We start from the raw sequence: 12,367 nt of genomic DNA on the forward strand, positions 1-12,367 counted from the left end.
GCCGAATAACCATCGCACGCACCTCTCGATCAGAGTGTTGCGACGATGGCTGGAACTCAAGCCGACGAGGGAAAGCTCTACCTCTGCGCCATCAAGGACGTGTTCTCAGCCCGGATCGTCGGCTACTCGATCAGCGACCGTATGAAGGCGCGACTGGCGGTGAACGCCCTGGACAACGCCGCTTCCCGCCGCGGTGACGTCGCTGGCTGCATCGTACATTCGGACCGAGGATCCCAGTTCCGGTCACGCAAATTCGTGCAGACGTTGAACCGTCATCACCTCATCGGATCGATGGGGAGAGTCGGTGCCGCTGGGGACAACGCCGCGATGGAGTCCTTCTTCGCCCTGCTGCAAAAGAACGTCCTGGACCGGAAGCGGTGGCGGACCCGCGACGAGCTCCGGATCGCGATCGTTACCTGGATCGAACGCAAGTATCACCGCCGCCGTCGACAGGCCCGTCTGGGTCGATTGACCCCCATCGAATACGAGACCATCATGAACCCCGCCGTGAGCCTCGCGGCCTGACACCCCAACTGTCACCTGTTCGTGCGGCAGTCCCGGTCACGACATGTCCAACATGGCCGCCAGCGCCACCCTCCACTGCCTCACCGGCTGCTCCATCGGCGAGATCCTCGGCCTGATCCTGGCCACCGTGTTCGGGTGGGGCAACGTCACCAGCACCGCCGTGGCCATCGCCCTGGCCTTCGTGTTCGGCTATGCCCTGTCCTCCCTGCCCCTGCTGCGCGCCGGCATCAGCGTGGGTCGGGCCCTGCGTCTCGTGCTCGCCGCGGACACCGTCTCCATCCTCACCATGGAGGTCGTGGACAACCTCGTCATGTGGCTGGTCCCCGGCGCCATGGACGCCGGCCTGCTGGACGCCCTGTTCTGGGGTTCCATGGCCCTGTCCCTCGTGATCGCGTACTTCGCGGCATACCCGGTGAACAAGGCCCTGCTGCGCCGCGGCAAGGGCCACGCCATCACCCACCACGCCTCCGGCGGCGGCCCCATGGACAACCGCCCCCTGGCGTACGGCATCAGCGCGTTCATGCTGGGCGGCTTCGTCGCCTCCCTCGGTACCCTGCTGTAGGGAACCAGTGCAGCGGGGTTCCGCTGCCACCCCGCATTCCCACCAGAAACCCGCCCGTACCGGGGTCCAGCAACCCGGGCGGGCCCGCAGAAAGGATCCTTTCCCATGCGTCGACTTCCCCTCACCCTCGCCGGTCTCGCCATCCTGGTGACCGCCACCGCCTGCTCCGCCGGTTCCGATTCCGCGGACCACTCCGCCCACGAGGGCCACGAGACCAGCGCGACCTCCAGCGCGACGAGCCAGGCGACGTCGTCCTCCGCGAGTGGCACGCCCAGTGCGAGCCAGGGCGGGCACGAGCACATGCACGCCATGGACGGTGGCCCCGCCCCGGAGGGCATCGTCGCCGCGGAGAAGCCCACCTACCCGGTGGGCACGCAGGTCACGCTGACCGCCGACCACATGGAGGGCATGAAGGGCGCCCCGGCCACTGTGGTGGGCGCTTACAAGACCGTGGCCTACGCCGTGAACTACACCCCCACGGACGGCGGACCCGAGGTCACCAACCACAAGTGGGTCGTCCAGGAGGAACTCCAGGGTGCCGGTTCCGAGCGCCTCGCGGACGGGACCGAGGTCACCATCGAGGCGGACCACATGCCCGGCATGAAGGGCGCCACGGGCACCGTTGCCTCCTCCACCACCCAGACCGTCTACATGGTGGACTATGAGGCGGACGGCATGACCATGACCAACCACAAGTGGGTCGTGGAGAAGGAGATGAAGCCCCGCGGCTGATTCCACCGCACGAAGTGTCATCTCCCGCCAACCTGCATGTATTCGAATACTCTTGGCCTCATCTCCTCCGCTGCCGCGGACCCGGAGCGTGTTCATCCCCCCAACACACGGAGCCCCTCGTGACCTCTGCGCAGCTCTCCATCCTCGTGGCGGACGACGACCCCGATATCCGGGACCTCGTGGTCTTCAAACTGCAGCAGGCGGGATACGAGGTCCGGGCGGTGGAGGATGGCACCGCTGCGCTGAGCGCGCTGGAGGACGGCATCCCAGACGTCGTGGTGCTGGACGTCATGATGCCCGGTCTCAGCGGACTGGACGTGCTGCGCCAGATCCGTGCCACCGAGGCTCTGAAACACCTCAAAGTGGTCCTGCTGACCGCCCGGGCCAGGGACACGGACGTGGACGACGGGTACAACACCGGTGCGGACGAGTACGTCACCAAGCCCTTCAGCCCCCGTGAGCTGCTGCACCGTGTGAACAGCCTCCTCAGCCGGGGGCGGTGACCCGCAGTGGCGACCCCCACGGTGGTCTCCGCGCAGCTGCTGTCCTGGGTGCTGTGGGTTCTGGTATGGGCCGCGGCCCTGCTCCTCGCGACCGTCCTGGGAACGCGTGCAGGCCGGCAGTGGCGTGAACGCCGGGACGCGAAGCTGCTCGGTGAGTTGCGCCCCGCAATGCTCGAGGTCGCGTCCGGTGAGGACGACGACGCCTCCGCCCTGCGCCGCCTGACCGCGGTGCCCCGGCGCCGCGTACCGGTGGTGGACCGCGCCGTCTCCGCGATGCTCTCCAAGGTCAGGGGGGAGCCCGCCCGTGCTCTGGCCCGGGTGCTCGACGCCCACGGACGCGCCGAGTGGGCCATCACGGGGCTCTCCTCCCACAGCGCGGTGCGCCGTGCCCACGCCGCCTGGACCCTCGGGCTGATGCGCGCTCGCGAGTCCGCGCCCCGGCTCCTGCCCCTGCTCCAGGACCGTTCCGCGGACGTGGTGGTTGCCGCCGCCCGTGCCCTGGCGCTGCTCGGCGATGGCTCCGCGGCCCGCGCCGTGCTGCGCGCGGTGGCGCCGCGGCGTCGTCCCCGCGGACTGCCCAGCTGGGTGGCCGTGGAGTCCCTGTGCGCCTTCGACGACGCAGCGGCACCCGTGATCGAGGAGGCCACCCTGCACCCGGACCCGGCGGTGCGCCACGTGGCGGCAACTGTGATCGGAGTGCGCCCCGTGCCAGGTGCCGCTCCCGTCGTGCGTGAGCGCCTGGCACAGGAGACCGACCCCCGGGCCCTCACCGCCTTCGTCGGCGCCCTGGGATGGGTGGGGGGAGCGCAGGACCTCGCCGTCCTGTCCGAGCTCGCCCGCCACCGGGACGAGAGCGTGGCGCTCGCCGCCGTGGAGTCCCTCGAACGGCTGGGTCTGCCCGCCTCCGTGGCGGCCCTGGGCCCCCTGGTCGAGGACACCCGGCCCCGGTTGGCGGAGCGGGCCGCGGTGGCTCTCACCGAACTGGGCCCTGCCGGGCGGGAGCGGCTGCTGGGCGCCCTGGACGGGGACACCCCTGCCGTGCACCCCGCCCACTACGCGCTGCAGCTGAGCGCCATGAGAGGAGCCGGCCGTGGAGTGGCTTGAGCTGCTGCGCGGCGCTGTGGCCGGGATCCTGGCGTTCATTGCGGTGCCGGTGCTGATCTACTTCCTGCTGATCAACACGTCCTACCTGGTGATGATCGTCCTGGCGGCGGTGGACTTCGTGGCCTACCGCCGCCGGATCCCGTTCGCGGGGCGGGAGGAACTGATGCGCTCCCGCACCATGCCCGGCATCAGCGTGGTGGCACCCATGCACAACGAGGAGGTCGGCATCCGCGTGGCCGTGGAGTCCTTTCTGTCGCTGCAGCACCCGCGCCACGAGGTGATCGTGGTGGACGACGGCAGCACCGACAACGGTTTCGAGGTGCTGCGCCGGGCCTTCGACCTGGTGCCGGTGTCCCGGCAGATGCCCGAGGACGTTCCGGTGCGGGAGGCACCGACCAGCATTCACGTCCCACGGGACGGGCGGACCCGGCTGACCGTGGTGCACAAGCGCAACTCGGGCCGCTCCGACTCCACCAACGTGGGCGTCAACCTGGCCCGCGAGGACCTGGTGCTGTTCGTGGACTCGGACTCCATCCTGGACCCCGGGGCGCTGCTGACGGTGTCCCGGCCCTTCATCGAGGACCCGATCTCCACGGTCGCCGCCGGGGGAGTGATCCGCGCCGTCAACGGGTGCCGCGTGAAGGGCGGCCGTGTCCTGGAGGTGCGCATGCCGGGCACGCCGCTCGCGGACATCCAGGTGATGGAGTACCTGCGAGCCTTCCACCTGGGACGCGCAGGCTGGTCCCGGATCAACGCGCTGCTACTCATCAGCGGCGCGTTCGGTGTCTTCCGCCGGGATGCCCTCGTGGCGGTGGGAGGCCTGGACGCCTCGAGCATCGGTGAGGACTTCGAACTGGTGATGCGTCTGCACCGGACCCTCCGCAGGCAGCGCCGGCCCTACCGCGTCACCTTTCTCACGGAGCCCATCTGCTGGACGGAGGTCCCCAGCACCCTGCCCGTGCTGCGGCGGCAGCGGGCGCGCTGGCACCGGGGTCTGTGGGAGACCCTGTGGGCCTACCGGGACATGCTGTTCAACCCCCGCTACGGCCGGCTGGGTCTCGTGGCGGTTCCGTACTACTGGCTCTTCGAGCTGATCGCCCCGCTGCTGGAACTCGCCGGGCTGGTACTGATCGCCCTGGGCTTCGCGCTGGGACTCGTGTCCTGGCAGTACTTCCTGTTGTTCATGCTCGTGGCCTACGCGTATGCGATCATCGTGACCCTCGCGGCCGTGACGATCGAGGAGCTGAGCTACCACAAGTACCCCCGCTGGCGGGACCTGGGCATCACGCTGGGCGCGGTGGTCCTGGAGAACCTGGGCTACCGCCAGCTCACGGCGTGGTGGCGCATGGAGGGCTGGGTGGCCTCCCTGCTGGGGCGCCGCCAGCAGTGGGGCACCATGACCCGTTCGGGTTTCACGGAGGTGAACGAATGAGCGCCCGCTTCCCGGCACTGACCCGCGTGCGGGACGGTGTCCGCCACCGCGGGGTGCGCGCCATCCTCCTGCAGGTGCTCGCCCTGTTGTGCCTCGCACTGCTCTTCACCGGCGCCACCGCACTGTGGGGACTGCACACAGTGCAGCTGAACGTGGCCGCCACGCGCACCACCATCACACCCCTGATGGATGCCACGCACCAGGTGGAGGCCACGCTGCTGCGCGCCCAGACGGCCGCGCGCGGCTACGCGGTCAGCGGAGACCAGGCTTTCGCGCGGGAGTACGCTGAGGCCACTGCGGACCTCACTGCAGCCCAGGACGTCCTGGGTGAGGTGGCGGCCGGGCGGCTGCCGCAGCTGCGGTCCTTGAACGAGTCCGTGGACACGTGGCTCGGCCTCACCCGGGAACCAGGGAGGGACACCCCGCGGAGATCTCTGGACCTGCCCACTACGACATCCGCCATGGACCGGGCCCTCGGTACACTGGAGGACGTCCGGGCGGACGCCTCCCGCCTGCGGGAGCAGCGCAGAGCGGATCTGAACCGGTCCATGACCCTGGCCGCGGCCGCCGTGGTGACTGCCGCGATGCTGTCGATCGCGGTGGCGTTCCTCGCCCTGGGCCGCGCGGACCGCGCCCTCGGGGCGCCGCTGCTCGCGCTGCAGTGCACGGTGGCGAGGCAGCGCGCGGGCGATCACGACGCCGTCGCGGAAACCTCCCACGGCGCTCGTGAAGTGGTGGGCCTCGCCGCGTCCTTCAACGCCTTCACCCGCGAGGCCCGGGACGTGGTGGAGCAGCGGGAGCGCACCCTGGAGCAGCTCACGGAGCTCAACCGCCAGAAATCCGTGTTCGTCTCCACCACCAACCACGAGCTGCGAACCCCGCTCACATCCATCAGCGGCTATGTGGAGATGCTCCAGGACGGGGACTTCGGCAGTGTCGGCCCGGAACAGGCCCGCGTGCTGGAAGTGGTGCGGCGCAACACGGAACGGCTGCGGCTGCTGATCGAGGACCTGCTGCTGATCAACAAGCTGGACCAGGACCAGGAGAACCGCTCGGCGCGCCACTGTGTGCTGGACCTCGCAGAGTGCGTGTCCGGGGTGGTCACCAATCTCGTTCCCCAGGCCGCGGCGGGCGAGGTGACCGTCCACGCGGACACGGACGGTTCGTGGCCCGTGTTCGGGGACCGGGACCGTCTGGAGCGGGCCGTCACCAACGTGGTGGGTAACGCCATCAAGTTCACCCCGCCCCACGGTGCCGTCTCGCTGACGCTGGAAGGCACGCCCGATGGCACGGGAGTCCGCCTGACGTGCACGGACACCGGGATGGGCATTCCCGAGAAAGAGGTGGGGTCCCTCTTCACGAGCTTCACCCGGGCCTCCAACGCCACGGCCCAGCAGGTGCCCGGAACGGGACTGGGGCTCGTGATCATGCGCACCATCGTGGAGCAGCACGGGGGGTCCGTGGCCCTGGAGTCGGTGGAGGGGGAAGGCACCACCGTCACGCTGAATCTCCCCCTGGCGACCCAGCGGAGCGAACCGGTGCAGCGGGTTGTGGCTACCGATGCTCCGTGATGCTCTCCTGAATAAGAATTGTTCGCAACCATGAGGTTCCGTGAAGGTTCGCACCTCGCTCCGCTCCCTCAAGCAGATCCCGGCTCGCAGGTGGTCCGCCACCGGGGCACGACCGATGTGATCAACAGGAAGAATCGGCGCATGAAGGCTCGTTAGGGCTGAGCCGCGCGCGGGGCGCCCCCGGGAACCGGTCCGTGCGGCGTCGGCGATCACCGTGGGGTGCGTAAATTACTCCTGGGCTGCCCCATGTGACGAGTAACCGGGGGTAGCGTCCGCTGGGCGCGAATCCTTGCTGTGGCAAACGTTTGTGCATGCCACTATGGCGACATGGCTACTACCGATTCCACCAGCACACAGATCCAGCTCGTCTCCCGCCCGGAGGGGTGGCCCGAGCACGAGAACTTCCGCACCGTCACCGTGGACCTGCCGGAGCTGCAGGACGGAGAGGTGCGCGTGCGCAACGAGTTCATGTCCGTGGACCCGTACATGCGCGGGCGCATGCGGGACGAGAAGAGCTACGTCCCGCCGTTCGCCCTGAACGAGACCATGACCGGCGGCGCCATCGGCCGCGTGGTCGAGTCCCGCTCCGAGGATCTCCCCGAAGGCACCCCCGTGCTGCACCAGTACGGCTGGCGCGACCTCGCCCAGGGATCTGCCAAGGAGTTCACCAAGGTTGAGGAGCTGCCCAACGCCGAGCTGTCCGTGTACCTGGGCGTGCTGGGCATGACAGGGATGACTGCGTACACCGGGCTCACCCGCATCGCCGGGCTGAAGGAGGGGGACCGCGTGTTCGTTTCCGGTGCCGCCGGCGCCGTGGGCTCCATCGCGGGTCAGATCGCCAAGCTGCTGGGCGCCTCCTACGTGATCGGTTCCGCCGGCTCGGACGAGAAGGCCCGGATGCTCACCGAGAAGTACGGCTTCGACAAGGTGCTCAACTACAAGGATGCCCCCATCCGTGAGCAGCTGGCCGATGCTGTGGGTGAGGATGGCGTGGACGTGTACTACGACAACGTGGGCGGCGACCACCTGGAGGCGGCTCTGGACGTGCTTAACCGTCACGGCCGTGTGGCCGTGTGCGGCGCGATCAGCCAGTACAACTCCACCGAGCGCCCCTGCGGCCCGGACAACATGGGCAACATCATCAAGAACTCCCTCATGCTGGAGGGCTTCACCATGGGTGACCACACTGACGTCGCCCAGGAGTACCGCCAGCGGATGGGTGAGTGGTTCACCTCCGGCAAGGTCACCCACGATGAGACCGTGGTGGAGGGCATCGACCACGCCGTGGACGCGTTCCTGGACATGATGAAGGGCGCGAACAAGGGCAAGATGGTCGTCAAGATCTGAGTGACGTCCTCGCCGCGTGGCTGCGCGGCACTGTGACCGTCGTCGAGGAACCGCTCCGCTGCTCTGCGTGGCGGTTCCTCTCCATATCATGGCCGCGTCCGAGCTGCTCCCCGGCGCCCCACGAGAGGAAACCGTGCCCCGACACCCTCTGCCGCATCGCGTGAGACCCGTGCAGATGCTGCGCGCGCTGCATGCTGAACCCGGTCTCGCGGCGCTGCTCGGGGACTGGATGCACGGGGACGCGGTGATCGGCATCCGGCCCGCGCGCGTGCTCGGTGCGGACGAGGACCCGTTCGCCGCTCTGGGCTCCGCGGACGACGACGATCCTCCCACCGTGGCGCGCGCCGCCCCGCCCAGCACGGGCGGGAACCGGCACGATCTCTGCGTTCTGGCTCGCCCCTGCGCCGATCCCGCCCGCTTCGGTGGCGGGTGGCTCGGTTACCTGGGGTACCAGCTCTCGCGCCGCCTGGAGTCGCTCCCGCCCGCACCTCCGCACTCGGGCGGTCTGCCGGAGCACCACCTGGCGCGCTACGACCACGTCCTGGTGCACGACAGCGCTGCGGACCGCTGGTTCTGTGAGTCCCTGCCCGGTGCGGACCCTGCCCGGGTGGCTGAGACGATTGCGGCGGTGGAGCGGGCGCTCGGTGCCGGCCCGGCGTCATCGTCCGGGGCGTCCGCGCCGCGCTCGTACCGGTGCGGGCCGTTCGAGGCCGCCGTGACCGGCGCGGCCCACGCCAAGGCGGTGCGGCGCGCGCTGGCGCACATCCGGGACGGGGACATCTTCCAGGCGAACATCTGCCGAGAGCTCACAGCGGCATTCGACGGTGACCCACTGGACCTGTTCTGCGCCGGGTACGAGCGGCTGCGGCCGCGTTTCGCCGGGTTCTTGCGCGTGCCGGGCGGCGCGGTGGCCAGCTTCTCGCCCGAGCTCTACCTGCGTCGGACGGGCACCGCCGTGCTCACGTCCCCGATCAAGGGCACCGCGCCCGCGGACTCGGACCCTCGCGAGCTGCACGCCTCCGCCAAGAACCGCGCCGAGAACGTGATGATCGTGGACCTCATGCGCAACGACCTCTCCCGCGTGTGCGTCCCCGGCTCTGTCCTGAGCCCCGCCGTGCCGCGCGTGGAGCCGCACACGGGCGTCCACCACCTGGTCGCGGATGTCCACGGCACGCTGCGCCCCGGGCTCGACGACGCCGCCCTCCTGCGCTCCACGTTTCCGCCCGGTTCGTGCACGGGGGCGCCGAAGGTCAGGGCCACCGAGATCATCAACGCCCTGGAGACCACCGCACGGGGCGTCTACACCGGTGGGATCGGGTACGCGAGCCCCGTGGCGGGGCTGGCCATGAACGTGGCCATCCGTACGTTCGAGTTCTCGGGCGCCACGGTGCGCCTGGGTGTGGGTGGCGGGATCGTCGCCGACTCGGACCCGGACGGGGAGGCGTTCGAGACCCTCGTGAAGGCCGCCCCGCTGCTGGATGCGGTCGGCGCCCGCTTCGGGCCCGAGCTGTCCCGGGAGTGGCGTGAGCACGCGGGGTCCTCGGAGGTGGCGACCCCGGCGTGCGTGGGAGGCGGTGGGGCGCCGTCGAGCGCGGCAGCCGCACTGCGGGACGCGCCCGTGATCCGCTCGACCCCCGACCCCTCCCTGGGGGTCTTCACCACGATGCTCGTCCGCGAGGGGCGCCCCGAGCAGCTGGTGGAGCACCTGGCAAGGCTCGGGAGCAGCGTGCGGGCGTGCTTCTCCCATGAGCTGCCGGGCGCGCTCGCAGAGCAGGTCCGCCAGCGTGCTGCCGGATTGGATGGCCCGCACCGGCTGCGGGTCACGGCAGTTCCGAACGCTGGGAGTCTGTGTCTCGAGATGACCCACGCCCCGCTGAACCCTCCCGGCGCGGCCCCTCCCGTGGATCCGTGGGTGCTGCGCCCGGTGGTGGTGCCCGGCGGGTGGGGGCGCCACAAGTGGGCGGACCGCCGCGCCCTGAACACGACACCCGGTCCGTGGTCCCCGGTGTGTGACCCGCTGCTGGTGGACCAGGACGGCACGGTGCTGGAGACCGGGCGTGCAAATGTGTTCGTGGTGCGCGGTGGCGTGGTCACCACCCCGCCCGTTGACGGCCGGATCCTGCCCGGGGTGATGCGCGCCCGGGTGCTCTCGACCCTGCGGGCCGCCGGGTACGAGGTCCGTGAACAGGACGTCACTCTCACGGACCTCGCTGGGGCGTCGGAGGTGTTCGTGACCAACGCCCTGCGGGGTGCCCAACCCGTGGGGGAGATCCGCGGTGTGGGTGCGTGGGCCCCTGGGCCTGTGACGGTGTGGGTGCAGCGCGCGCTCGCGGACGCCCCGTGGCGAACGGGCGGCATCGCCCCCATTGACACGACCCGGTGAGGTGAGGATGCTCGGGGCACGGCGCCGTCGTCCGGGCCGCGGAGCTCGGGGCGGCGCACCACGCAACCGCGAAGGAGCGCAGCCATGGGCAAGAACCCGCAGGACGAGAACACCGAGTCGGTCAGCCAGGTGGACACCGACGAGCAGCGCCAGAAGGCCGCCGAGCAGGCGAACACCCAGGAGCAGCAGGAGTTCTTCGAGGAGCAGGCCGGCACGGAGGAGCAGTCCCAGGGCTACGGGCACTGAGCACCGCACCGGGCAGCCGCTGACAGGCGAACCGCCCCGCACCAGGAAGGTACGGGGCGGTTCTTCTGCGCCGAGTGGCTGCGGGGTCGGTGGCTACTTCTTCTTGTTCTCGAGGGTCTGCTCGTACTGGGCGAGAGCCAGGCCCACGCTCATGAAGGTGGGCGCCCAGTGGCCCACGAAGATGCCCCAGCGGTCCGACTGGGCCTTGGAGTCGTCGCTCTTGAGGCGCGAGATTCCCCACGACACGAAGGACAGGGCGATCGAGCCCATGCCTGCGGTGTAGGCGTACTCGGAGCGGATACCGGCGTCGTGCAGGGTCTTCATGATCATGGTGTGATCTCCGTTCTGCTCTGCTGAGCAAGTGGTGGTGAAGCAGGGCTGGGTACCTCCACCGTAGATGCCGGGGGGCCAAATAATAAGGGGGTGATGGATCGGGTTCTGCCCGGTCATGGCACCGTTCCTTTCCCTTACCGAGCCGGACCACGCGCCGTCGCGCGGACATGACAGGCTGGTGCCATGAATGATTCCGCTGCAACAGTGCTCCTGGCCGGCTGCGGGGACGTGGGGACCGCCCTGGGATTGCGCCTCGCTGAACGCGGAGTGCGCGCGGTGGGCGTGCGGCGCCGCGCGGACGCGCTGCCCGAGCCCATCGAGCCGGTCTCTCTGGACCTCACCGAACCGGGGGAGGCCGTCCTTCCCGCGGCCGACGCCGTGGTGGTCACCCTCACCGCCGACGGCCGCGACGCGACCGCCTACGAACGCACCTACCTGGGTGCGCTGCGCGGGTTGCACCTGGCCCTGCCGTCCGACGCCGCGCCGCGCGTGGTGCTCGTGTCCTCCACAGGCGTCCTGGGCGGCACCGACGGTGAGGTCGTCACCGAGGCCACCCCGCCCGACCCTCAGCGCGCCACCGCCCACGTGTTGCTCGCCGCGGAGGAGCTCGCCGCCGACCTCTTCCCGGACCTGGTCATCGTGCGCCCCGCGGGGATCTACGGGCCCGGCCGCACGTCCCTGGTCGAGCGGGTCCGCACGGCCACGCCTGTCACCCACCGGCGCGTGACCAACAGGATCCACCGGGACGATCTCGTCACGGTCCTCTCCACCGTGCTCGACGCTCCCGAGCCGCCGCGGTTGCTGCACGCCGTGGATCATGACGCCGCTCAGCTGGGTGACGTCGTCACGCACCTCGCGGCGCGGCTGGGTGTCGCGGTGCCCCCGGACAACTCGCCCGCGGGGGAGGGGCCGCTCGGCAAGATCATCGACGGGGCGCTCGTGCACTCCCTGGTTCCTCGATCCCGGTGGCGCTACCCCACGTTCCGGGAGGGGTACGACGCGCTGCTGGGAGCGTCGTCGCCGGAGGAGTGCGACGCCGACGCCGGGCGAGCCTCCGGCGATGCCGCCGAGTGTGACGCCTGGACCGGGCGGGGCGCGACGTCGAACGCCACGACCGAATCGCGAGGTGCGTGAATGGCCGCGGAGACCCACTGGTTGCTTCCCATCAACCCGGCCGCTCATGGGCAGCACATGCCCGCCGACTGGCGCACCCGCCAGGACGCCACGGCGGTGTGGGAGGCGATCGGGCGCTCGCAGCCCGCGGATCGGTGGTGCCTGCGCACGGGCTACCGAACCATGACGGCGGGGGACACCATCTGGGCCTACCTGTCCCAGCGGCAGGAGCTGTGCGCCACGGGCGCCGTGCGGGAAGTCGTGCGGGAGGGCGATGAGTGGTTCGTGCTCGTGGACTGGGACGTGGAGCGGACCGCGCAGCTGTGCCGGGCCCCGATCCCGCGGGAGGTTTTCGGGCAGGTGCCCATGTCCGTGAGTCGGGCGGGGGAGGGTGCCGTCGGGGCGCTGCGGGCGGTATCGCGCCGGGCAACGTGACGCAATGTCGCTAATACCTCACGAGTAGGTACTTCGGGGCGTTTCCGGGAAGTGTGACACTTTGTGACGACAACCTGGACG

Annotated in this window: 12 protein-coding genes and 2 pseudogenes; 13 read left to right on the top strand and 1 reads right to left on the bottom strand. The window is 70.1% G+C overall.

Going from position 1 to position 12,367, the window contains the following annotated elements; all coding sequences use genetic code 11:
* Window positions 1-63 precede the first annotated feature (63 nt).
* The 11 genes and pseudogenes from RF646_RS05415 to RF646_RS05465 all read left to right on the top strand — a co-directional run.
* A pseudogene (locus tag RF646_RS05415) lies at window positions 64-525 on the top strand (transposase); the annotation flags it as partial.
* A gap of 43 nt (window positions 526-568) precedes the next feature.
* Window positions 569-1,087, top strand: coding sequence for a DUF4396 domain-containing protein (locus RF646_RS05420; RefSeq protein WP_085106907.1), 519 nt, complete (start codon window positions 569-571; stop codon window positions 1,085-1,087).
* A gap of 105 nt (window positions 1,088-1,192) precedes the next feature.
* Window positions 1,193-1,819, top strand: a complete 627-nt coding sequence (locus tag RF646_RS05425; RefSeq protein ID WP_144997628.1) for a YdhK family protein — start codon at window positions 1,193-1,195, stop codon at window positions 1,817-1,819.
* Between the two features lie 119 nt (window positions 1,820-1,938).
* The gene (locus tag RF646_RS05430) at window positions 1,939-2,322 is read left to right on the top strand and encodes a response regulator transcription factor (RefSeq protein ID WP_144997630.1); all 384 of its coding nucleotides are present in this window, start codon (window positions 1,939-1,941) and stop codon (window positions 2,320-2,322) included.
* Window positions 2,323-2,328: 6 nt separating this feature from the next.
* On the top strand, window positions 2,329-3,426 hold the full coding sequence (locus RF646_RS05435; RefSeq protein WP_085106905.1) for a HEAT repeat domain-containing protein: 1,098 nt from the start codon (window positions 2,329-2,331) through the stop codon (window positions 3,424-3,426).
* On the top strand, window positions 3,413-4,858 hold the full coding sequence (locus RF646_RS05440) for a glycosyltransferase (RefSeq protein ID WP_368835410.1): 1,446 nt from the start codon (window positions 3,413-3,415) through the stop codon (window positions 4,856-4,858). Before RF646_RS05435 ends, RF646_RS05440 begins: the two co-directional genes overlap by 14 nt.
* Window positions 4,855-6,429: an ATP-binding protein gene (locus RF646_RS05445; RefSeq protein ID WP_368835411.1), complete on the top strand. Its 1,575-nt coding sequence runs from the start codon at window positions 4,855-4,857 to the stop codon at window positions 6,427-6,429. Before RF646_RS05440 ends, RF646_RS05445 begins: the two co-directional genes overlap by 4 nt.
* 40 nt (window positions 6,430-6,469) lie before the next feature.
* A pseudogene (locus RF646_RS05450) lies at window positions 6,470-6,585 on the top strand (ribosomal protein bL36).
* Between the two features lie 171 nt (window positions 6,586-6,756).
* A complete protein-coding gene (locus RF646_RS05455; RefSeq protein WP_064845456.1) occupies window positions 6,757-7,776 on the top strand; it encodes an NADP-dependent oxidoreductase in 1,020 nt (339 codons plus the stop codon).
* Window positions 7,777-7,909: 133 nt separating this feature from the next.
* Complete coding sequence (locus tag RF646_RS05460) at window positions 7,910-10,159, top strand: bifunctional anthranilate synthase component I family protein/class IV aminotransferase (RefSeq protein WP_368835412.1); 2,250 nt, start codon at window positions 7,910-7,912, stop codon at window positions 10,157-10,159.
* 84 nt (window positions 10,160-10,243) lie between these two features.
* Complete coding sequence (locus tag RF646_RS05465; protein WP_164497787.1) at window positions 10,244-10,405, top strand: hypothetical protein; 162 nt, start codon at window positions 10,244-10,246, stop codon at window positions 10,403-10,405.
* Window positions 10,406-10,498: 93 nt separating this feature from the next.
* On the opposite strand, the gene RF646_RS05470 is transcribed toward RF646_RS05465, so the two are convergent.
* On the bottom strand, window positions 10,499-10,735 hold the full coding sequence (locus RF646_RS05470; RefSeq protein WP_055085169.1) for a hypothetical protein: 237 nt from the start codon (window positions 10,733-10,735) through the stop codon (window positions 10,499-10,501).
* 186 nt (window positions 10,736-10,921) lie between these two features.
* Between RF646_RS05470 and RF646_RS05475 the strand changes: the two genes are divergently transcribed.
* Window positions 10,922-11,872, top strand: coding sequence for an NAD(P)H-binding protein (locus tag RF646_RS05475; RefSeq protein ID WP_368835413.1), 951 nt, complete (start codon window positions 10,922-10,924; stop codon window positions 11,870-11,872).
* Window positions 11,873-12,286, top strand: a complete 414-nt coding sequence (locus RF646_RS05480; protein ID WP_368835414.1) for a hypothetical protein — start codon at window positions 11,873-11,875, stop codon at window positions 12,284-12,286.
* Window positions 12,287-12,367 lie beyond the last annotated feature (81 nt).

It is taken from the genome of Kocuria sp. CPCC 205261 (assembly GCF_040981025.1).
In the GTDB taxonomy this organism is placed as follows: Bacteria; Actinomycetota; Actinomycetes; order Actinomycetales; family Micrococcaceae; genus Kocuria; species Kocuria marina.